Raw genomic sequence first — 21,727 nt, 5'->3', positions numbered from 1 at the left:
TCACCGTGCCCGAACCTTCCGGCCAGGAGTGATACCAACGTGACCGACATCCTCGACGTGACCGTCCGGCACACGAGCGACCGCACCGCCGTCGTCTCCGTCTCCGGGGACGTGGACCTGCATACGGCGGCCACCCTGCGCAGGCATGCCATGGCCGTGGTGGAACAGGGCGTCCCGCATCTCGTCCTGGACCTGGCACAGGTGGACTTCGTCGACTCGACCGGCCTCAGCACCTTCATCGGCCTCCTGCACACCACCCAGCAGGCGGGCGGCTCCCTCCGTCTCGCCGACGTACCCGACCGCCTCACGCGCATGGTGACCATGACCGGCATCTCCGAGCTGCTGCCCATCCACGCCACGGTCACCGATGCGCTGGCCGGCCGGACCGCCGGCGGCACCCTGGGGCGCGCCGGCGAAGGCGCCGCCGCCGGCGACTGACGCCGGCGGCGGCGCCGCGGCCATGCCGTCGGCCTCGGCTGTGGCGCACGACCCCGGGTCCGTTCGGGTTCCGCTCGGGGACGCTTGGACCCGGCCGTCCGGTGCATAAGAACCTGCGTGAGGCATCCATCGATGCCTGGGAGACGATGGCCCACGGGAATTCGGGGCGGGTGCCCGGCGAAGGGGGCGAGATGACGGCTGAGTGTGAGCGGCGGCCGACGAGCGGAATCCGCCGGTCCGGGGCGGCGCGTGACATGGACGACGACCTGTCGCTGCTGTTCGGAACGTCCACCGCGCTGTTCGCGTCCATGGCAGGGCCCGCGCACGTGCTGGAGGCGGCGAACCCGGCCTTCTTCGCGGCCATCGGCGGCGACCGGCGGGAACGCACCGGTGTGCCGCTGGCGGAGCTCATGCCCGAGCTGACGGCCCAGGGGTTCATCGGGCTTCTGGACCAGGTGTACCGGTCGGGCGAGCGGCACGTGGGCCGCGACGCCCGTGTCGTCATCGGCGTCGGCGACCACGTCGTCGAGGCGTACTTCGACTTCACCTACGAGGCCCGCCGTGACGCCGGTGGCAACGTGATCGGCGTACGGATGATGGGCGTGGAGACCACTCAGGCCAAACACGCCCGGCGACTGGCTGCCGAGCAGCGTGCGCTGCTGGAGCAGATCGCGCGCCAGGCGCCGCTGCACGACGTGCTGGACGGCATGTGCAGGACGATCGAGGGACTCTGTCCCGGTGTGATCGTCTCGGTCCTGCTGGCCGATGAGGACGGCCGTCACCTCCGCCACGGCGCGGCTCCCAGTCTGCCCGACCACTACAACCGGGCCATCGACGGCATCGCGGCCGGCGAAGGAGTCGGCTCCTGCGGCACCGCCGCCCACCGGCGCCGGACCGTGATCGTGCGGGACATCGCCACCGACCCCCTGTGGGGCGACTTCCGTGCCCTCGCCGGCCGGGCGGAGCTCGCCGCCTGCTGGTCGACGCCGATCCTGGCCGGCGACGGCCGGCTACTGGGTACCTTCGCGATGTACCACCGCACACCACGGGCCCCCCAGGGCACCGACCTCGCACTCGCCCGCGCTTTCGCCGACACGGCGGCCCTCGCCATCGAGCGGCACCACATCGAGGAGGCCCGGCGGGCGGCGGACGCACGGGAGAAGGCGGCCCGCGACGACCTGGCCTTCCTGCTGACCGCGAGCACCGCACTGTCCGGCGGACTGGACGAGAAGCAGACGTTGCAGCGCCTGGCCATCCTGGCCAGCCCGGCCCTGGCGCCCTTGGCCGCCGTGGACATCGTGGAGGCCGGACGCGTGCAACGGGTGGTGACCGCCGCCCCGGCCGAGGAGGCGCGCACCCTGCTCGCCTCCCACTCCCCGGCCCGCGACGGCGAGGACGACGCCGTCGCCCGGGTCCTGGCCTCCGGCCTGACCGAAGTGGCCCGCCGTACCCCGACCGGACCCGGCCCCTGGCGCGATCTGGGTGTCACCGGCTACGTGTGCGTGCCCCTCGTGGACCGCGGCCGCCCCTTCGGCACGCTGACCCTGTTCTCCACGGACGGGCACTGTTTCGACGGTCACCGGGTCGCCCTGGCGGAGGAACTGGCCCGCCGCGCCGGCTCGGCCGCCCGCAACGCACGCCAGTACGCGCAGCGCGCGGCACTCGCCCGCGACCTGCAGACCGGCCTGCTCCTGCCCGACCTGCCCGACGTCCCCGGCGCCCAGCTCGCCGCCTTCTACCATCCGGCCGGTGAAGGACTGGAGATAGGCGGCGACTTCTACGACGTCTTCGACCGTGGCGACGGCAGCTGGGCCTTCATCCTCGGTGATGTCTGCGGGCGCGGCGCCATGGCCGCCACCACGACCGCTCTGGTTCGCCACACCGCGCGCGCCGTCGCCCCGCTGCTGGACGATCCCGCCGATGTCGTCCGGGCCGTCGACAAGGCGCTGAACGACCGTCACACCCATCAGAACAACGGTTTCGTCACCCTCGTCTACGGCCATCTCGCGCCGGCGGCCGACGGACTCGCCGTCCATCTCGTCCGGGCCGGGCACACCCTGCCCCTTCTGCTGGACACCGACCACGTGGTCGGCGCGGTCGAGACGTCCGGCGGTCTGCTGGGCGTCGGCATCCCGTCCAGGCTCACCGCGCGCCGTTTCACGCTCCGCCCGTCCGAGAGCCTGCTTCTGTACACCGACGGCATCACCGAGTGCCGGGCCGCCGGCACCGAACAGTACGGCGACATCCGACTGGCCAAGGCCCTGGCTTCCGCCCCGCGCCGGCCGACCGCGACCGACGTCGTGCGGACCGTGGCAGCGGACGTTCGGAGCTTCATGGCGGGCCGGGACGTGGAGGACGACCAGGCCGCTCTGGTCATCACCGCGGACGGGCCGGAGCCGTGCCCCGGCTGACAGGGGCTCTCCGCGGGCCGCGCGGGCGGTGCCGCCGGCCGTGCTCGGAAGACTCCTGACGCAGCCGCGGGACCGGACAGCGATCACACGGCGACGAGCGAGTGGTGACACGCATGGCGATCGTCGTCCCGCGTCTCGTCGCAGGCGTGCCGGGGCTCTGACAGCGGCCTGGATCTCCCTCCGGTGGTTACTTGCCGCCCGGCCCGGTGCCGAAGTCCCCGCCGCGCGTGCGGATCGGCGTTCCGGCTGCGGCCTTCCCCACGACATGGCGCTGGGCGGCCGGTTCGTGGTGCCGAGCGGCCGGACGGAGTACGCCCGCGTCCCGGGCCCTCGCCCCGCGCACGCGGGCGGCTCCGGCGTGCTCGGCTCCGAGGCCGCGCCGCCGGCCCGCTCACCCGAAGCACCGGATCGGGGTGACGGTCGTCTCCTCGCACTCCCGTCACTCCCGGCCCGTTCACCCCGTCTGGTCCTCCGCCCAGCGGGCATACGGCGGTGAGCCGGAGAGGTCAGCGTCCGGCGAACGCCGTCGCCAAGCGCCGAACCAGAGGGATACTCATGTCGACTGCCGTGCCCGGTAGATCCGCCGGGCTTTCCGGGGAAAGACCCGGCGAGGGAACCGGAGCCGCGGGCGGGGGCCGCCTCGTGATGCCACGCGGAACCGGCTGGTCCGTCAGGTCGATCGGCGCGCTGACCGTCTGTCAGGCCACCCTCATGGTGGGCCTCGGGCTGCTGATCACCGGCCCCGCCCGCCACCTGTGGCCGCTGACGGCCGAGGACAGGGTGAACGAGTCCTTCGCACACGCGCGTACGGCCACGCTGACCACCCTGTCCTCCATCGCGTCGGAGGCCGGCAACACCCCGACGGTGATCGCCCTCACCCTGGCGAGCTGTCTGGGCCTGATCCTGATACCCCGGCTGCCCATGTGGCGGCAGGCCACGTTCCTCGCCCTGGCCGTGTCCCTGCAGTCGGCGGTCTTCCTGGTCATCACGTTCGCGGTCGACCGTCACCGCCCCGAAGTGCACCGGCTCGACGGCTCGCTGCCCACGTCCAGTTACACCTCCGGCCACACCGGTGCGGCCACCGCCCTCTACGGCGGCCTGGCCGTGCTGGCGCTGTCCCGGTTGCGCGGACCCTGGCGGACAGCCGTGGCCTGCCTGCTCTGCGCCGTCCCCCTCCTGGTCGGACTCGCCCGCCTCTACCGGGGCATGCACCATCCCACCGACGTTGCGGGCGGCCTCGTCAACGGAAGCATGTCGCTGCTGATCGTGGGGCGCGCCCTGCTCGCGGACGGACGCGTGACCGCTCTCCCCGAGCCCGCTCCGCCCGCGGCCGGCGCCGCGCAGCGGAGCCCCGGCAGCACCGCCGTGATCTTCAATCCCACGGTCACCGACCGCGCCGGACGCGAGGCGCTGCGCCGGGTCCTGGAACACCACGGCCACCGGGCACCGGTGTTCGTCGAGACGACCGCCGACGACCCGGGAGGCGGCCAGACGGCCGGCGCGATCCGCGACGGCGCGACACTCGTGGTGGTGTGCGGCGGCGACGGCACGCTCCGCGCGGCCGCCGAGGCCCTCGCGGGCAGTGACGTACCGCTCGCTCTGGTGCCCTGCGGGACCGGCAACCTCCTGGCCCGCAATCTCGGCCTGCCGCTGGCGGCGGCCGACGCCCTCGACGCCGCGCTGCGCGGCACGGCCCGCCGTGTGGACCTCGGCCGCATCGAGGGCGACGGCCTGGCCCCCACGCACTTCGCCGCCATGGCCGGCGCCGGACTCGACGCCGCGACGATGCGGCGGGCCAACGCGAACGACCGCGCCAAGTCGGTCCTCGGCTGGCCCACCTATGTGCTCGCCGTCCTCCGTGAACTGCGCGGCCCCCGCACGGGCGTCAGCATCCGTCTCGACGGCGCGCCCGCGCTGCGCCGCACCGCCCGCATGGTGCTGGTCGGCAACGTCGGCAGCGTCCAGGGCGGTGTGACGCTGCTTCCCGCCGCCCGGTCCGACGACGGACGGCTGGACCTGCTCATCCTGGACCCGCGCGGCATCACCGGCTGGCTGGCCGCCGTACGGACGCTGCTGCGTCCCGGAAGGACGGCGCCCGCCCCGGAGCGGTACGGCGACGAGGGCGGCGCACCCGTGGAGTTCCTCACCTTCCGGCGCGCGGAGTTCACCTTCGACGCCCCGCTGCCTCGCGAGCTGGACGGCGACCCCGTGGCTTGCGGCCGGCACCTGACCGTGGAGGTCGGGCCTGGAGCCCTGACCATGCTGCTGCCGGCGCGGGAGAAGTGATGGGCACCGCCACGAAGGTCCCCGAGACGCGGGACATGGGCGGGGAGGAGCTGTCCGGCGACGAGGCATGGGCGGCACTGCGCCGCTACGGCGGCTGGTCCCTCGTGCGGGACGCGTTCGTCCGCTTCCGGTACGCCGACGGCTTCACCCACTCCCGGGCCCTCGCCCTGCAGACGGTGCTGGCCCTCATACCCCTGACCATCGCCTTCGTAGGACTCTCGACCACCCTGCACACGGAGAACGTGGGCCGGCTGGCCGAACTGACGATCCACCGGATCGCCCGGGGACCCAGCGCACACGTCGTCGACGACGCCCTCGACCGCAGCCGGCACACGGCGGGGGACGGCGCCGCCGTCGCCCTCTGGTTCGGAGCGGTCTTCTCCCTGGTCAACGTCACGACCGCCATGTGCCAGATCGAGCGGGGCGCCAACCGGATCTACGGCAACGAGCGCGACCGTCCCTTCCACCGCAAGTACCTGCGCGGCCTGCTGATGTCCGTCGGCGCGGGGCTCCCGCTCGGCCTCGGGTTCGTCGTCATGATCGCCGGAGACGACCTGGCCTCGGCGGCGGTGACCGTCTACCACCTCGGCGGCGGCACCCGGGCGGCCTGGGACATCCTGCGCTGGCCCTTCGGGCTGCTGCTCGCGCTCATCTCCGCGAGCACCGTCTTCCGCCGTTCACCGCGCCGCCGTCAGCCCGGTTACACCTGGCTGGCCTTCGGCGCCGCCGTCTACCTGGTGCTGTGGATGACACTGACCTGGCTGTTGAGCCTCTACCTGGACCTCAGCGGCTCCTTCGACACCATCTACGGCCCGCTGAGCGCCTTCATGTCCCTGTTGCTGTGGGCCTACCTGACCTCCATCGCCCTCTTCCTCGGGCTGGCCTTCGCCGCGCAACTGGAGGCGGCGCGCGGCCGCCGCCCCGGCCCGGTCCAAGCCGACCCCGGAGTCTGAATGCTCAAGCCGACCGCACTCCGCACCCTTCGCGAACGCCGCCGGAAGGCCGACCGCAGGTACGGCGCACGGCTGCTGGCCGCCGCGGCCCTCGCCGCCGTGGCCGCGGTCGCCTTCGGGCTGCTCCTGACCCTGGTCGAGGGCCAGTGGCGGCCCTTGCGGCACCTGGACACCTCCGCCGCGCGGGACCTGCACGCGTACGCCCTGCGCCATCCGGGGTGGACGGACGTGCTGCACCTGCTGTCCGACCGGATCTGGGATCCCGTGACGCTACGTGCGGCCGTCGCGGTGCTGACCGTGTGGCTCCTGTACCGCCGGGCCTGGCGGCTGGCGGCCTGGGCGGCGGTGACCGCCGTGGCCGGGGGGCTGGTCGGACTGCTGGTGAAGACCGTGGTGGAGCGCGCCCGGCCCGCTCTGCAGGACCCGGTGGCGCACGCCGCGGGCTACTCCTTCCCGTCCGGCCACGCCATGACGGCGACCACGTCCTTCGCCGTCTTCATACTGGTCCTGGCGCCCCTCGTGCCGCGGGCCTGGCGCATCGCCTGCTGGTGTGTGGCCGTGTTCTCCGTCCTCGGGGTCGGTTTCACCCGGGTCGCTCTCGGCGTGCACTGGTTCAGCGACGTGCTGGGCGGCTGGCTTCTGGGCGTGGCCGTCGTCGCCCTCACCGCCTGGGCCTTCGAGGCATGGCGCGCCGACGCCGGGCGGCGCCGCACCCCGGTGAGTCAGGGGCTGGAGCCCGAACTCGGCGAAGCCGAGCCCGAACCCGGCCCGCCGGCCCGCTGAGCGGCGATCCCGCGCACGGCGGTCGCGGGGTGCCGCCGCCCCCGGCGCCGGGGGCGGGAGGGCTGTCAGTTCCCCCGGGCGCCCACCGCGCCGTACTCGGTGCGCCAGGTGGCCGGGGGCATGGCGGTCTGGCGCCGGAAGAAGGTGGTGAAGTTGCCGGCGTCCTGGAAGCCGAGGCGTCGGGCGCAGCCGGTGACCGGCAGGTCGGTGTGGGCGAGCAGTCTCTTTGCTTCCAGCAGGATGCGCTGGTCGAGGAAGGTCTTGGCGCCCGTGCCGGTGGCGGCGCGCGTCGCCCTGGTGAGGGTGCGTACGTCGTAGCCCAGTTCGCGCGCGTAGTCGGCCACGTGGTGCCGGCGGGTGAAGTGCGCCTCGACGGCGGTCCGGTAGGCGCGGAACACGTCCGTGTACCGGCTGCCCGAGGCAGTCGCGTCGGTCGGGACGTCGGAGGCGGGGAGTGCGCGCAGGAGCAGCGCCGCCAAGAGGTGCGGGAGCAGGGCGGGAGCCGCCAGCCGGGGTGTCAGCGCCGTTGTGTCGTGTTCGCGGCGGAGGTGTTCGGCTGCCAGAAGGGCGAGGTCGAGGCGCTGCTCGTCCAGGTGCCAGCACGCCGGGGCGTTGGCCTCCGCCGCCGTGAAGCCGGGCAGGAAGCCGGGCCGGAAGAGGATCAGTGGGCCGTCGCAGGCGTCTACGTCGCACCAGCGGTGCACCATGCCGGGCCGGATCCACACAGCGCTTCCCGCGGCCAGTTCGTAGGTGTGGAAGTCCGCTTCGTGGGCGCCGGAGCCGGAGCGGATCAGGCCGAGGACGTGGAAGTCGGGGCGCTGGGGGAGTGTGCGACGGCGGTGGGTGTCCATGGCGCGCAGTGCGGCGAAATCGAGTACCTCCACGCCGTGGGGCGATCCGACGGCGGGCAGATAGCGGAGCTGCCGCACGGCGTCGTGTCCGTTTTCCACAAGCACCGCGCTCCTTTCCACCGGAGACCGGGCCTTGCCTTCCGTACGGTCGAGAACGGGCCTGACAGGCGGGTCAGGTTACCCGGTCGAGCTGCGGCGACCCGACGACGGATGTTCGCGGCTGTCTACTCAAGGAACGTGATCATGACGGAAACGACAATGCCGGTCCCCGTGCCGGGCGGGACCCTGGACGTGCGGGTGGGGGGCCTCAACGGGCCGGCGCTGGTGTTCGTCCACTACTGGGGCGGCTCCGCCGACACCTGGAGCGGCGTGATCGACCGGTTGCCGCCCGGGCAGGCGACCGTCCGCTTCGACCAGCGCGGCTGGGGCACCTCGCGGGCGCTGCCCGGGCCCTACCACCTCGACCGGCTCGCCGACGACCTCGCTCGCGTGGTCGACGCGTGTGTGTCGGGGCCGTTCGTCCTCGTCGGTCACTCGATGGGCGGCAAGGCGAGTCAGCTCGTCGCGGCGCGCGGGCCTGCCGGACTGGCCGGCCTGGTGCTCGTCGCGCCCGCACCCCCGCGGCCCCCGGCCACCGTCACCGAGGAGTACCGGCAGGGTCTGTCCCACGCGTACGACTCGCCCGAGACGGTGCGGCACGCCCTCGACCACGTCCTGACCGCCACGCCGCTGCCCGCGGCGGTGCGCGCCGCCGCGGTGCGCGACAGCCTCGCCTCCGGCGCGGAGGCCCGGCAGGAGTGGCCCCTGCACGGGATCGCCCAGGACATCACACACGCCGTACGCGGCATCGAGGTCCCGGTGACCGTGCTGGCCGCGGAGAAGGACGTGGTGGAGCCGCCGCGCGTCCTGCGCGAGTGCCTCCTGCCGCACATCCCGCACGCGGTCATGACCACCGTCCCCGCCGTGGGTCACCTGCTCCCCGTGGAGGCCCCCGGCGCCGTCGCGACCGCCGTCGGAGACTTCCTCACGCTCCTGCGGCACTGACCGCACGAGAGCGCGCCCGCCCTGCCGCCCGTGCCGCCGGCCGGCGGACCTTCCGATCCGCCGGTCATGGGCTTGACCCTGACATGGTGACAAGGTGTCCCCTGGGAGCAGGAGGTGGTCCCGATCAACACGTCGAACGGAACCCCGCGGAGCGCCCGCGTGGCCAACGCCCTGCGCGCCGAGGACTCGTCGGTCCGGCTTCAGGCGGCCCTGGCGGCCGGTACCAATCCCGACCCCGGCACCCTGGAGACGCTCGTCGAGCGGTGCGCGGTCGAGCCGGACTTCTTCGTGCGGGACATGCTCTCCTGGGCGCTGACCCGCCTCTCACCGGAGATCACCCTGCCCCGGATGCGCCAGGAACTCGACTCCGGGCGAAGTCAGGCCCGCAGCCAGGCGTTGCACACGCTGTCCAAGATCGGCGATGGGAGCGCGTGGGCCTGGATCACCCGCGACATGCTGCGCGACGCCGATGAGGAGGTCGCGCGGACCGCGTGGCGCGTCGCGGTGGACCTCGTGCCCGAGGACGGGAAGGAGGAGCTGGCCGACGAGCTGGTGACGCAGCTCGGCCGCGGTGACCGCGAGGTGCGGCTGAGCCTGAGCCGGGCCCTGGTCGACCTCGGAGACGTGAGCGCGCCCGTCCTGGAGAAGGCCGCGGCGAACCCCGACCCGGTGGTGGCCACGCACGCTCGTGCCACCGAGCTGCTCCGGCGGAATCCGGAGACCGGTTTCGACGCGGCTGTCGAGGAGGCGAAGCGAGTCGTCGCACTCGGCCCGGCACCGGCGGAAGCCGCCGCGGCGGGGAAGGACGCCACCGAGACCGCGGAGACCGTGGACGCCGTGGAGGCCGCGGAATGCTGATCGGCGAAGTCGCCCGTCGCTCGGGGGTGAGCACTCGTATGCTCCGGCACTACGACGCCCTGGGGCTGGTGCGACCGACCGGTCGCACCGTCGGCGGCTACCGCGAGTACTCCGCGGAGGACGTCCGCAGGATCTTCCACGTGGAGAGCCTGCGGTCCCTCGGGCTCTCGCTCAAGCAGATCGGGCGCGCGCTGGAGGACCCCGCGTTCACGCCGTCCGCCCTGGTCGGCGACCTCATCCGGTGGACGGAAGACCGCTTGGAGCGGGAACGGGAGCTGCTCGAACGGCTTCGCGCCGTCGATGCCTCGGCGCCCACCGGCTGGCGAGACGTCCTGCGCATCGTCGAACTGATGCAGGGGCTCGACTCGACCAGTGCCGCGCGCAGGCAACAGGCCGTCCTGGCCCGGCCGGAGGGCGCGCCCGTACCCGCCGAGCTGCTGGCCCGGGCGGTCCTGGCCGAGTCCGATCCCAACGTCGCGGGCGCGCTGCGCTGGGCGCTCGCCCGGTCGGGCGGCGACGGTATGGCGGCACTGGCAGCGGGCGCACGCTCGGAGGACGTCGACATCCGGCGGCGCGCGGTGCCGGCGATCGCCGGGATGCCCGAGGCCCCGGGTGCGACAGCGGTGCTCGCGGACGCGCTCGGGGACCCGGACGCGACGGTACGCGGGTACGCCGCTCTGGCGTTGGGCAGGTGTGGCGTGGCCGCGGCCGTGCCGGCGCTCATCGGCATGGTGGTCGAGGGCGCCCACGACGTCGACGCGGCGGAGGTCCTGGGAACACTGTCCCGGGACCCCGGGTGCGGGAAGCAGATCCTGACCGCGCTGGTCGGCGAACTCACCACGCCCACCGCGGACTCAGCGACGCGGATACGCCTGACCCAGGCGCTGGTCGAGCTGCCGGGGACCACCGCGCGGGAGGCCCTGCGCCGACTGGCGCACGACGACGACCGCGCCGTCGCCCTCGTCGCCTCGGCCTTCGTCACCGTTCTCGACGAGCGGGCTCCTGCAGACCGAGGGTGATCAAGCGGGCGAGGCCGGGATCATCCGTAGCCGAACACCGCCGCCGCGCCACGGCCCGCCCTTACGTCGAGGTGATCAGCGGCGTGGGTGTCCTCCAGGCCGTCGGCCGTGCGGACGTCGGCGTGCGGGGCGTGGGCGCCGACCCGGTACCGGGAACCGGACGGCACCATGACCTGCACCGCCCCTCTGCCGACGACCACGGAGAGGCTGTGCGGGGCGCGGGTGAACCGCATGCTCGCCGAACCCGCCCCGACCGTCGTGCGGACCGTCGGCGAGGTCAGCCCGCTCGCCCGGATCGCGCCCCGTTCCGTACCGACCCGCAGTGGCCCGTGCGAGTCGGTCACCCTCAGGGTCGCGGTCTCGCTCCGGACGTCCAACGGGCCCCGCAGGTCCCGCAGATCGGCCAGTCCCGAGGTGAGCCGGGCGGTGACCGGGACTCCCGCCGGGATGTGGATCTCCACGACGAGCGCGGGGGAGAGGCCGTCCAGCCGGCTCTGCGCCGGCTCCGCCAGCCGCACGTGCAGCGTGTCGCCCTCCCAGGTCCTGTCCACCCGGGGCGCACAACATCCTGGCCAAACTCGACCTCCCCAACGCGGACGCCGACCACCGGCGGGTGCTGGCCGTCCTGCGCTTCCTCGGCATCGGGGAGTGAGTTACGGCAGCCGTACGGCGTGTGCCGCCCAGGAGAGCCCGGTGCCGAACCCGGCGAGCGGCGCCCGGCCGTCCGCAGGCACCTCGCCGGTTCACCCCGCAGCCGGTCCAGGGCGAGGGGTACCGAGGCGGACGGGGTGTTGCCCGCGTGGGTCACATCCCGTGCCACGGCGCTCGATGGTTCACTCCGGCGAGCCGCGCAGATCGAGCGCCCGTAACGCGAGTTGCAACTCGAACTGTGCCGTGGGGTCACGGAGTTGGTCACCGAAGACCTCCTCCAGCTGGCGCAGCCGGTAGCGGACGGTCTGTGGATGCACGGCGAGCCGCTGGGCGACCTCGCTCGCGTTGCGGGCGCAGCTGAGCCAGCACAGCAGGGTCTCGGCGAGCCGCTCGCGCTGCGGGGACCGCACGGCGTCGAGCGGACCGAGACGCTGCCGGGTGAGCGCGTCGGCGAGATCCTCGTCGCGGAAGAGCAGCAGGGTGGCCAGGTGGTCGGCGCAGCGGACCAGCCCGGTGCCGGGCAGCACGCCGCGCCGGGCGAGGCCGAGGGCGTCGCCGGCCCACCGCAGCGAGCGGGCGCCCGCGTCGAGGGCGACGGTGGGCCCGAGCGCGGCGCGCATTCCGTGCAGGGCCCCGGCGATGGCCCGCTCCCGCCCGGGGCCTTCCGGGTCGGGTACGACGATGACGCCCGGCTGTCCGTCGAACCGGGCGAGGAACTCGGGCGGCACGATGGGACGGGCCGTCTCTCCCTCCCCGGCGTGGTCGGTGACGACGACGGCGATGTCACGCGGCAGCGGCCACCGCGCGGTCCGGGCGAGCTGGGCCACGGCGTCCGGGGAGACCGCCGGTTCGGCGGTGAGCAGGTCGATCAACCGGCTGCGGCGCTGCTGGAGTTCGCCGGCGGCGTGCAGTCTGGCCTCGGTGTAGCCACCGGTGGTGGCCGCCGCCATCTCGTCGAGGTGCAGGAACATCGTCTCGCCGAACGCGATGAGGACGTTGGGCGGCAGCCGGTGGACCTCGACGAGTTCGCTCACCCTGCGCCAGGTCACCCGGGCGCCCAGGCGCAGCGCCGCCTGGAACGAGTCGAGGCTGCGGCCCTCGTCGGCCTCGCCTCTTCCGATGCGCTGGTACGTCGCCTTGACGTCCTCCCAGTCCGCCCCGGAGCCGGACAGCCGGGCGAGGAAACCCTCCAGGGCCTGCTCGACACCACGGTTCACGACGTGCATGTACGTCTCATCCATCGGGCGGGCGTACTCTGCGATCTCGGTCCGGATCGCCCGTACGACCTCCTCGGTGAGATCGTCGAGGAACGGCCACAACTGGTCGAGGAGTTCGGTGGGCAGCTCTCTGAACGGGGAGTCGTCCGCGAGGGGTTCGATCCGCGTACGGGCTTTGTCGACCATGGGGCTCCCTCTTCACACCGGACGTCAGGGGGCCCGGTGACGATACTGCCGGGCCGGTGCGGCGGCCCGTCGGCGGCGGACAGATTCCGCGGCGGTGCTTGTCATCCGGGTGACAACGCGCCGGTGCGTTCTGCGCGGTGCGGAGACAAGAGGCGGGACGGCGCGGTGCGCCACCATCCGCGTATGACGGACCTGTTCGGACGGCGGCCCACCGAGGAGCCCGGGCTGCGATTCCATGCCGCCGGGGTGCCGCGGCACCTGCCGGTGCCCGACAGCGCGCTGCCCGGCCTGCTCGACGGCGCGGCCCACCGGTACGGGGGCCGTACGGCGCTCGTCTGCGAGGGACGCCGGATCGGCTTCCGCGAGCTGCGGCGGACGGCCGTGCGGATCGCGGAGGCGCTCGCACAGCTCGGGGTGCGGCGCGGCGACCAGATCGCGCTGCTGCTGCCCGACTGCCCGGAGATGGTGGTGATGTGCCACGCCGTGTGGCGGCTCGGGGCGGTGGTGGTGCCGGGTGACATCGCGGACCGCCGGCGGGCGGTGGCGCACGCCGTGGCAGCCGTCGTACCGGACGACCGCGCCGCGGAGGTCGCGGAGACGGGTGGCCGTACGGCCCTGCGGGCCGTCGTGACCGTCGAGGTGGCGCGGACACCGCGAGGCGGCCACCGCCGGACCGGGGCACCCGGCCCGGACGCGGCACGCCGCACCCGCGGGCCGGTGGCCGAGCCGGCACCTGGGGTGGACCCGCCGGGCGGGGCGCGGCCGCCCGGCCCGGGCCGCACCGTCTCGGTGCGCAGGCCGGACCGGGGATCGCGGGACACCGCCGACCGGACACGGCGTCCAGGTCCGCCGGACGCCTCCGGCGCGCGGGACGGCCGGGCCCAGCGGCGGCCCGTGGTCGTCGTGGCCTACCGCGACCTCGACCCGCGCCGGAGCCGCCGGCCGGACTCCACGGCCGACCGGGACTGGTCCGGCGGCCCGCTGCCCGAGGACGTGGCCGTCGTCGTGCACCGGCGGGACGGCACGAGCATCGCGCTGCGGCACCGGCACCTGATGGCGGCGGCGCACCAGATCGCCGCCTGGCACACCGGCCCGGTGCCGCGGCGGCCACGGCTGCTGTCGCTGGTGCCGCTGTGGCGGACGCGGAGTCTCGTGACGAGCCTGGCGGCGACTCTGACCGGAACCCGCGCCGTCCTGGTGCCCGGCGGCGATCCGCTGAGCGCCTTACGGGCGGCGCGCCGCCACGCGCCCACCGTCCTGCTGGCCTCTCCCGCCGACCTGCGCGGTCTGCTGGAGCGGCCCGCCCACGAGTGGGAGGCCCTGGGCACGGTGCGCACCGTCGTCACGGCCCCGCTGGACGCCGCCACCGGCGAGCGGGTGCGGGCGGCGCTGGACGCCCGCGTCGTCGAGGCGTACGGCCCCGAAGCCGCCGCCGGAGTCGCGCTGGCCAACCCCCTGACCGCCGACGCCCGTCCGGGGACGGCGGGGCTCGCCCTGCCAGGAACGCGGGTGCGGATCGCCGTCGAGGGGTTCCCCGACGTGGACGTGCTGCCGGGCGACGCGGGCGAACTGCTGCTGCGCGGGCCTCAGGTCGCCGAGCGGCAAGGCGGCCCGGCGGGCGGCTGGCTGCGCACCGGACGGCTCGCGGTGCGCGGCCCCGACGGGTTCGTCACCCTCATCGGCGACGGTGCCGGCCCGGGCGGCCCAGAGTGACGGCGGTGACGACGGCGCCCAGCAGGACGCAGCCCGCGGCCAGTCGCAGTCCCGTGACGGCCAGCACGGGGCGCCGTCCGGCGAGGTCGGCGACGCGCCCTCCGGCGAGCAGCAGCGTCCCGAACGACAGGACGTAGCTGGTCGTGACCCACTCCAGATCCGCGACGCTCAAGCCCAGTTCGCTCTGCACCGTGGGCAGGGCCACGTTGATGACGGTGTTGTCCAGTGTGGTCAGGAAGCCGGCCAGGGACAGCAGGACCAGTAGCGCCGACAGCCTTCTGCGATGCATGGCCCCGCCCCTCCGCCGGATGTGTTCAACGGATTGTGGGCGGGCGGGCGGCCCGCGCTCTGCTGTGCCGGCTGCCGATTCCGGGGGCCTGTGTTGTCACCGCGCTGACAGTTCGCACCGGCCGAACTGTCAGCACCCCGTCTTCTTCAGGTGCGGCACGGCGGCGGAACCTTGGGGCCCCAGTTGAACCGTGAGCTATCTCAGGGAGTTGAGATGACCGAGACTCCGTTCGAGCCCGCGCCGCTGCTGACCGACCGGCTGAGCCACTGGGCGACCCACCGGGCTCACGAACGTGCCGTCACCCACGTGGAGTTCCCCGAACCGAACGCATCCGGCCTGCACCGCACATTGAGCTGGCAGGGCCTGGACGCGCGGGCGCGCGCGATCGGCGGGCACCTGCGGGGCACGGCACGGGCCGGTGAGCGAGTGGCGCTCTTACTGCCCCAGGGGCTGGACTACACGGCGGCCTTCCTCGGCTGCCTGTACGCGGGGGTGATCGCGGTTCCCCTGTTCACCCCCGACCTGGCGGGCCACGAGGGGCGGCTGGCCGCGGTGCTCGACGACTGCGAGCCGGCCCACGTGCTGACGGACACGCCGTCGCTGGCCACGGTGGACCGGGCGACCGGTGGCCGGCTGCCCGTGACCGCGGTGGACGCGCTGCCGGACGGCCCACCCGCGGCGGAGCTGCCCCGGCCCGCCCCGGACGACGTGGCGTATCTGCAGTACACCTCGGGCTCAACCCGCAGCCCGGTCGGAGTGATGGTGACCCACGCGAACGTCGTCGCCAACGCGCGGCAGGCCGTCACCGCCTTCGACGCCGAACCCGGGCGCAGCACGACCGTGGGCTGGCTGCCGCTCTTCCACGACATGGGCCTGGTGCTGAGCGTGGCCGCGCCGGTCTTCGCCGGGTTCGGTTCCGTGCTGCTCGACCCGGTGGCGTTCCTCGAACGGCCGGCGCGCTGGCTGCGCCTGCTCGGCAGCTACCCGGGGACGATCAGCGCGGCACCCAACTTCGCGTTCGACTACTGCGTCACGCGCGTCGACGAGGACGAGGCGGCCGGTCTGCGGCTCGACCGGGTGGCGGCGCTGCTCAACGGCAGCGAACCGGTGCGGCCCGGCACCCTGGACCGGTTCCTCGGCAGGTTCGGCCCGGCCGGCCTCGCCGCCGAGGCGCTGTGTCCCGCGTACGGGCTCGCCGAGGCCACCGTGTTCGTGACCGCGGACCGGCGCGACGAGCCACCGAGGACGGTGGCGTGCGACGCGCGAGCCCTCGCCGCGGGCCGCGTCGAGGAGCACCCCGGCGGGACGGCGCTGCTCACCGCGTGCGGCCGGCCGGTCGGGCAGGAGGTGCGCATCGCCGACCCGGAGTCGGGGACCGTGCTCGGCGAAGGCCGGGTCGGCGAGATCCAGCTGCGCGGGCCCAACGTCGGCGCGGGCTACTGGAAGCAGTCCGAGCGCACCGCCGAGACGTTCCGCGAGGGCTGGCTGCGCACCGGCGATCTGGGTGCGCTGCACGACGGGAGGCTGCTGGTGACCGGACGTCTGAAGGACCTGATCATCGTGGACGGCCGCAACCACTATCCGCAGGACGTGGAGGAGACCGTGCAGTCCGCGGTGGCGGTGGTGCGCAGGGACCGGCTCGCCGCCTTCCAGGTGCCGCGCGGGGACGACTCGCCGGACGAGGACCTCGTGGTGGTGGCCGAGGTGCGGCGGGACGCCGGGGCGGACCCGGCGGCGGTGCGGGAGACCCTGGCCCACGCGCGGGCCGCGGTCGCGGCACGGCACGGACTGCGGCTGGCCGAGCTCATGCTGGTGGCGGCGGGCACGGTGCCGCGCACGTCCAGCGGGAAGGTGGCGCGGGCCGCCTGCCGTGAGCGGTTCCTCTCCGGCGCGCTGCGCGCGGAGGCGCTGTGACGACCATGGCGCGGCGCATCCGCGAGGTGCTCGTCTCGCGGCTCGGCGACTGGTACGGGGTGGCACCCGAGGACGTGACCGACGACCGGCCGCTCGCCGAACTGGGACTCACCTCCCGGGACACCGTCGCCCTCACCGGGCTCCTCGGCCAGGTCACCGGGCGGCGGCTGCCCGCGACGCTGCTGTGGGAGACACCGACCCTCGGAGCGCTCGTGGCGGCCCTCACCGCGGACGGGGAGCCCCGGGCCGACGAGGTCACCGCCGTTGCCCCGCCGGCCGGGACACCCGTCGCAGCCGGGGCGCCCGTCGCCGTGGTCGGTGTCGGCTGCCGATTCCCCGGCGGGGCCGACTCCCCGGCGGCGTTCTGGCACCTGCTCGCCGAGGGCCGGGACGCCGTCGGGACGGTGCCCGAGGGGCGCTGGGAGCGGTTCCTGCCGGCCGGGTCCGAGCTGCCCGGCGACATCGTCGGACACGGCGGCTTCCTCGGCCGTCTGGAGGACTTCGACGCCGAGTTCTTCGGCATCGCCGCCGACGAGGCCGTGGCCCTCGACCCGCAGCAGCGGATGCTCCTGGAGGTCACCCGGGAGGCCCTCGACCACGCGGCGATCCCGGCACCCTCGCTCGCCGGGACCCGGACGGGGGTGTTCGTCGGGATCAGCGGCACCGAGTACGCCCATCTCACCGCGGCGCGACCGGAGTCGGTGACACCGTGGACGGCGGCGGGGGCCGCTCTGAGCGTGGCCGCGGGACGGCTCTCCTACGCGCTCGACCTGCGCGGCCCGAGCCTGGCCGTCGACACGGCCTGTTCGTCGTCGCTGGTGGCCGTGGACCACGCGGTGCGCGGCCTGGCCGACGGCACCTGCGACGTGGCGCTCGCGGCCGGCGTCAACGTGCTGCTCTCTCCCACCGTGACGCTGGGCCTCCAGCGGGCGGGCGCACTGGCCGCCGACGGGCGGTGCAAGGCGTTCGACGCGGCGGCCGACGGCATGGTCCGCGGCGAGGGCTGCGGCGTCGTCGTCCTCAAACGCCTCGCCGACGCCGAGCGGGCCGGGGACCGGGTCCTCGCCGTGATCACCGCACCTCGGTGAACTCCGACGGCCGCTCCAACGGCCTGACCGCCCCGAACGCCTCCGCACAGCGGGCCCTGCTGGCCCGGGCGCACGGCCCGGACGGCCGGCTGGTGGACTACGTGGAGGCGCACGGCACCGGCACCCTGCTCGGCGACCCGGTCGAGGCCGGCGCGCTGGGCGCGGTGCTCGGCCGGGGCCGCCCTCCGGAACAGCCGCTGCTGCTCGGCTCGGTGAAGACGAACATCGGCCACCTGGAGGCGGCCGCCGGGATCGCCGGACTCATCAAGACGGTCCTCGCCCTGCACCACGACGAGCTGCCCGGGCAACTGCACTTCGGCCGGCCCAACCCGCACCTCGACCTGGACGCGCTGCGCCTGCGTGTGGTCACCTCCCCCGAACCGTGGCCGCGCTACTCGGGCACGGCGACCGCGGGCGTGTCCGCGTTCGGCTTCAGCGGCACCAACGCGCACGTGGTGCTCACGGAACACCCGGCACGGGACTCCGGCAGCCCCGCACCCGCACCGTCCCAGCCGGCCGTGGTGCTGCTCGACGCCCCCACCGACCCCCGCCTCCGCGCCCAGGCGGGAGAGCTGGCGCGGTGGCTGGACTCGCCGGCGAGCCGCGGCGCCCGGCTCGCCGACGTCGCCCGGACCCTTGCGGGCCGCACCGGCCGCGGTCAGCGGCGCGCGGCCGTCGTCGGCCGGGACCGGGCCGCCACCGCGACCGCCCTGCACCGCCTCGCCGCCGGCGACCCGGACGCCCACCTCGTCACGGCCGGCCGCGCTCCGCTCGCCGCCGACGCTCCGGGACCGGTGTGGGTCTTCTCCGGATACGGCGCGCAGTGGCCCGGCATGGGACGGGAACTGCTCGACGAGGAACCGGTGTTCGCGGCGGCCGTCGAACGGCTCGAACCGGTCCTGCGGGAACACGCCGGAATCTCGCTGCGCGCCGCGATCGCACCCGACGCCGACCTGTCCGCGCTCACCGTCGTGATGCCGGCGCTCTACGGCCTCCAGCTCGCGCTCGCCGAACTCTGGCGCTCCTACGGCGTGGAGCCCTCGGCGGTGATCGGCCACTCGCTCGGCGAGATCGCGGCGGCGGTCGCGGCCGGCGCCCTCGACCCGTCGGCCGGGGCCCGGATCGTCGCCTCCCGCTCCCGCCTCCTGGCCACCGTACGGGGCGGCACGATGGCCGTCGTCGACCTTGCCCCCGAGGCCATCGGCCCGATCACCCGCGACCTGCCGACGCTGCACGTCGCGGTGTACGCCTCACCGGAGCAGTGCGTGGTCACCGGAGCGGCACGGGAGGTGGCGGCGCTCGTCGCCCGGGTCACCGCCGACGGCGCCTTCGCACGGACCATGCCGGTGCCGGTGGCGGGACACTCGCCCGACGTCGAACCGCTGCTCGAGGAGTTCGCGTGGGAACTCGGCGCCGTCCGGCCCACCGGGCCCGGATGCCGCCGGTACTCCACGGTCCTGGACGACCCCCGGGCCGGCGACCCCTACGACACCGCCTACTGGCTGGCGAACCTGCGCCGTCCGGTCCGCTTCGAACAGGCGGTCCGCGCGGCGGCGGAGGACGGCCACCGCGTGTTCCTCGAGGTCGCCCCGCACCCCACCCAGGCGCACCCGCTCGCGCGGACGCTGGAGGCCGCCGGCGCGCCCGACGCGCTGATCGTCCCGACCCTGCGGCGCGGCGCCGACGACGCGGTCTCCTTCCGCACCGGCCTCGCCACGCTCCTGGTGCACGGCGTGCGCATACCCGAGGCGCGGGAGACGCTGCACCGGGGCGGCCGGATCACGGACGTCCCCTCACCCCGCTGGCACCGCCGCCGGTTCTGGGCGGGCGAGCGGCCCGAGCCGGCCCCCGCACCCGAGGCACGGCCGGCCGCGACGACCCCGCTGGACCGGTTGCGCACGCTCGTCGCGCACATCATGGGCTTCGGCCCGGACCGGCTCGACCCGGACGTCCCCCTCACCGACCTCGGTCTCGACTCGCTCACCGCGGTCCGCATCCGCACGGCCGTGGCGCGTGAGTTCGGGGCGGCCCCCGAACTCGGTGTACTGCTGCGCCAGGGGACGCTGCGCGCGGTGGCGGCGCTGCTCGGCGACGCCCCCGTGGCCGCCCCGCTCGCCGCTCCCGAGGAGCCCTCCTTCGGCACGCCCGGCGTCCTCCGCTCGTTCCCCGGCGACGGCCCGCACCCGCCGCTGTTCCTGGCGCACGCCGCCGGCGGTTCCTCCGACGTGTACGGGCGCCTGGCCGCGCGCCTGGACGGACAGCGGCCGGTGCTCGGCTTCGACCGCCTCGAAGGCCCGGACGACGTGCCGGGCCGCGCCCGCGAGTTCGCCCGCCGGATCCGCCTGCTGCGGCCCGCCGGCCCGTGGGTACTGGGCGGCTGGTCGTACGGCGGGGTCGTCGCCCAGCAGACGGCCCGGCTGCTGAGCGGGCACGGCGAGGTCGCCGCGCTGGTCCTCATCGACTCGGTGCTGCCGCTGCCGGCCCCGCCCGCGGCCACCCCGGCCGACGAGGCCCGGCGCCGCTTCGCGGACTTCGCGCGGTACGTCCGCACCACGTACGGGGCCGACCTGATGCTGCCCTACGAGGAACTGGGGTCCCTGCACCACACCGAACAGATCGACCGCGTACTGCGGCTCCTGGAGAAGGCCGTCGACCTGCCCGCCGCCGTCCTGGCGCACCAGCGCGCCTCGTACCTGGACCTGCGCGGCGGAGAACTCCACACACCGGGCCCGTACCCGGGCAGAACCCTCCTCTACCGGGCGACACGACAGGCACCCCACACGGTCCGCGACGCCCGCTACGAACGCACCGACGCCACGCTCGGCTGGGACGCCCACTGTCCCGACCTCACCGTGACCGATCTCCCCGGCCACCACCTGGAGCTGCTCGACCCACCCGCGGTGGACGCCCTCGCCGGGGAGCTGACCCGCGCCCTCGGCCCGTCCGAGTCCGCCGCCGAAACCCTGGAGCCCTGATGCGCCGAAGCCGCCGGCACCGCGGATCCCCCCGCGCCCGCCTCGCCGTACTCACCGTCACCGCCGCCCTGCTCGCCACGGGCGGCGCGCTCGAGGCGTCCACGGCACAGGGCGCGCCGGCCCCGTCCACCCGGCGGGCCGCAGGAGCCGACGACGGCGCCCGCGTCGTCGGGCGGCACTGGCTCGACGAGCGGACCGTCGACCTGACGGTCCGTTCCCCGGCCGTGGGCGCCGACGTCCCGGTGCGCGTCCTGCTCCCGGTCTCGTACGCCGAAGCGCCCGAGCGCGAGCGGCCCGTGCTCTACCTGCTGCACGGCGCGCACGACGACTACACCTCGTGGACCCGGGAGACGGATGTCGAGGAGTTCCTGGCCGGCCAGGACGTCATCACCGTCATGCCGTCGGCGGGACCCACCGGCATCCCCACCGACTGGTGGAACTTCGGCCGCCGCACACCCGACTACGAGACCTTCCAGGTCGACGAGGTCAGGGGACTGCTGCGCGACGAGTTCCACGCGGGACCGCGCCGGGCCGTCGCCGGAGTGTCCACGGGCGGCTACGGCGCCCTGGCACTCGCGGCACGCCGGCCCGGCGCCTTCGCCGCAGCCGCGTCGTACAGCGGGATCCTCGACACGTCGGCCCCCGGCATGACCTCGGTCGTCGACGCGATCATCGCCCGGGAGGGACGGCTGCCGGCCACCCTGTGGGGCAGCCCCCTGCTCCAGCGGGCGGACTGGACGGCGCACAACCCGTACCGTCTGGCCGCGCGGCTCAAGGGCACCCGCCTGTACGTCTCGCAGGGCAGCGGCATCCCCAACGACGACTTCGGCAACCTCGACGGCGCCATCCTGGAGGGCACGTTGTGGTGGCAGGCGCAGGGGTTCGTCCGGCACCTCACCGACCTCGGCGTGCCGGTACGGGCGCACCTGTACCGGGGCGGGACGCACGCGTGGTCCGCGTGGCGGGGCGAGTTCGAGGCGTCCTGGCCGACGCTGGCCGCCGGACTCGGGCTCGGCACGGACTGAGCGGGTCGGCCAGGTGAAGGAAGGTG

The 21,727-nt window shown here is 74.8% G+C and carries 17 protein-coding genes and 1 pseudogene; 14 read left to right on the top strand and 4 right to left on the bottom strand.

Annotated elements, in window-relative coordinates:
• Window positions 1–39 precede the first annotated feature (39 nt).
• The 5 genes from ACFVVO_RS06035 (at window position 40) to ACFVVO_RS06015 (ending at window position 6,871) form a co-directional block, all read left to right on the top strand.
• The gene (locus ACFVVO_RS06035) at window positions 40–438 is read left to right on the top strand and encodes an STAS domain-containing protein (RefSeq protein ID WP_390052083.1); all 399 of its coding nucleotides are present in this window, start codon (window positions 40–42) and stop codon (window positions 436–438) included.
• A 191-nt stretch (window positions 439–629) separates the two neighbouring features.
• The gene (locus tag ACFVVO_RS06030) at window positions 630–2,849 is read left to right on the top strand and encodes a SpoIIE family protein phosphatase (protein ID WP_390052081.1); all 2,220 of its coding nucleotides are present in this window, start codon (window positions 630–632) and stop codon (window positions 2,847–2,849) included.
• 555 nt (window positions 2,850–3,404) lie between these two features.
• Window positions 3,405–5,135 carry a diacylglycerol kinase family protein gene (locus tag ACFVVO_RS06025; protein WP_390052079.1) on the top strand — a complete coding sequence of 577 codons (1,731 nt, stop codon included), beginning with the start codon at window positions 3,405–3,407 and terminating at the stop codon, window positions 5,133–5,135.
• Window positions 5,135–6,088, top strand: coding sequence for a YihY/virulence factor BrkB family protein (locus ACFVVO_RS06020; RefSeq protein ID WP_390052078.1), 954 nt, complete (start codon window positions 5,135–5,137; stop codon window positions 6,086–6,088). Before ACFVVO_RS06025 ends, ACFVVO_RS06020 begins: the two co-directional genes overlap by 1 nt.
• On the top strand, window positions 6,089–6,871 hold the full coding sequence (locus ACFVVO_RS06015) for a phosphatase PAP2 family protein (RefSeq protein WP_390052076.1): 783 nt from the start codon (window positions 6,089–6,091) through the stop codon (window positions 6,869–6,871). It begins immediately after the preceding gene.
• A gap of 65 nt (window positions 6,872–6,936) precedes the next feature.
• Here the strand turns inward: ACFVVO_RS06015 and ACFVVO_RS06010 are convergent, their stop codons facing one another.
• Window positions 6,937–7,821, bottom strand: coding sequence for an AraC family transcriptional regulator (locus tag ACFVVO_RS06010; protein ID WP_390052074.1), 885 nt, complete (start codon window positions 7,819–7,821; stop codon window positions 6,937–6,939).
• Between the two features lie 144 nt (window positions 7,822–7,965).
• On the opposite strand from ACFVVO_RS06010, the gene ACFVVO_RS06005 reads away from it, so the two are divergent.
• The 3 genes from ACFVVO_RS06005 (at window position 7,966) to ACFVVO_RS05995 (ending at window position 10,643) form a co-directional block, all read left to right on the top strand.
• Window positions 7,966–8,766, top strand: coding sequence for an alpha/beta fold hydrolase (locus tag ACFVVO_RS06005; protein ID WP_390052072.1), 801 nt, complete (start codon window positions 7,966–7,968; stop codon window positions 8,764–8,766).
• A 159-nt stretch (window positions 8,767–8,925) separates the two neighbouring features.
• Window positions 8,926–9,624: a HEAT repeat domain-containing protein gene (locus tag ACFVVO_RS06000; RefSeq protein ID WP_390052070.1), complete on the top strand. Its 699-nt coding sequence runs from the start codon at window positions 8,926–8,928 to the stop codon at window positions 9,622–9,624.
• Window positions 9,618–10,643, top strand: coding sequence for a MerR family transcriptional regulator (locus ACFVVO_RS05995; RefSeq protein WP_390052068.1), 1,026 nt, complete (start codon window positions 9,618–9,620; stop codon window positions 10,641–10,643). The genes ACFVVO_RS06000 and ACFVVO_RS05995 overlap by 7 nt, the downstream gene beginning before the upstream one ends.
• A 20-nt stretch (window positions 10,644–10,663) precedes the next feature.
• On the opposite strand, the gene ACFVVO_RS05990 is transcribed toward ACFVVO_RS05995, so the two are convergent.
• Window positions 10,664–11,194 (bottom strand): hypothetical protein, encoded by a 531-nt coding sequence (locus ACFVVO_RS05990; RefSeq protein ID WP_390052067.1) that lies wholly within the window; start codon window positions 11,192–11,194, stop codon window positions 10,664–10,666.
• An 8-nt stretch (window positions 11,195–11,202) separates the two neighbouring features.
• Here ACFVVO_RS05990 and ACFVVO_RS05985 point away from each other — a divergent pair.
• Window positions 11,203–11,295: pseudogene (locus ACFVVO_RS05985) on the top strand (DNA-binding response regulator); the annotation flags it as partial.
• Between the two features lie 181 nt (window positions 11,296–11,476).
• Here ACFVVO_RS05985 and ACFVVO_RS05980 read toward each other — a convergent pair.
• On the bottom strand, window positions 11,477–12,697 hold the full coding sequence (locus ACFVVO_RS05980; RefSeq protein ID WP_390052065.1) for a PucR family transcriptional regulator: 1,221 nt from the start codon (window positions 12,695–12,697) through the stop codon (window positions 11,477–11,479).
• A gap of 183 nt (window positions 12,698–12,880) precedes the next feature.
• Between ACFVVO_RS05980 and ACFVVO_RS05975 the strand changes: the two genes are divergently transcribed.
• The gene (locus ACFVVO_RS05975; protein WP_390052064.1) at window positions 12,881–14,410 is read left to right on the top strand and encodes an AMP-binding protein; all 1,530 of its coding nucleotides are present in this window, start codon (window positions 12,881–12,883) and stop codon (window positions 14,408–14,410) included.
• On the opposite strand, the gene ACFVVO_RS05970 is transcribed toward ACFVVO_RS05975, so the two are convergent.
• On the bottom strand, window positions 14,373–14,699 hold the full coding sequence (locus ACFVVO_RS05970; RefSeq protein WP_390052063.1) for an MFS transporter: 327 nt from the start codon (window positions 14,697–14,699) through the stop codon (window positions 14,373–14,375). The two genes, ACFVVO_RS05975 and ACFVVO_RS05970, sit on opposite strands and share 38 nt — an antisense overlap.
• Window positions 14,700–14,912: 213 nt before the next feature.
• Here ACFVVO_RS05970 and ACFVVO_RS05965 point away from each other — a divergent pair, with 213 nt between their 5' ends.
• Genes ACFVVO_RS05965 through ACFVVO_RS05950 form a run of 4 tightly spaced genes read left to right on the top strand, consistent with a single transcriptional unit; the run spans window position 14,913 to window position 21,701 of the window.
• Entirely contained in the window at window positions 14,913–16,613 is a 1,701-nt protein-coding gene (locus ACFVVO_RS05965; protein ID WP_390052062.1) for a fatty acyl-AMP ligase, read from the top strand.
• Between the two features lie 5 nt (window positions 16,614–16,618).
• Window positions 16,619–17,701, top strand: coding sequence for a beta-ketoacyl synthase N-terminal-like domain-containing protein (locus ACFVVO_RS05960; protein WP_390052358.1), 1,083 nt, complete (start codon window positions 16,619–16,621; stop codon window positions 17,699–17,701).
• Entirely contained in the window at window positions 17,698–20,676 is a 2,979-nt protein-coding gene (locus ACFVVO_RS05955; protein WP_390052060.1) for an acyltransferase domain-containing protein, read from the top strand. Before ACFVVO_RS05960 ends, ACFVVO_RS05955 begins: the two co-directional genes overlap by 4 nt.
• The gene (locus tag ACFVVO_RS05950) at window positions 20,676–21,701 is read left to right on the top strand and encodes an alpha/beta hydrolase (RefSeq protein WP_390052058.1); all 1,026 of its coding nucleotides are present in this window, start codon (window positions 20,676–20,678) and stop codon (window positions 21,699–21,701) included. The genes ACFVVO_RS05955 and ACFVVO_RS05950 overlap by 1 nt, the downstream gene beginning before the upstream one ends.
• Window positions 21,702–21,727 lie beyond the last annotated feature (26 nt).

This window comes from Streptomyces sp. NPDC058145, assembly GCF_042884245.1.
In the GTDB taxonomy this organism is placed as follows: domain Bacteria; phylum Actinomycetota; class Actinomycetes; order Streptomycetales; family Streptomycetaceae; genus Streptomyces.
The sequence above is the reverse complement of the archived record's forward strand: the minus strand, read 5'-3'. Positions and strand labels throughout refer to the sequence as shown.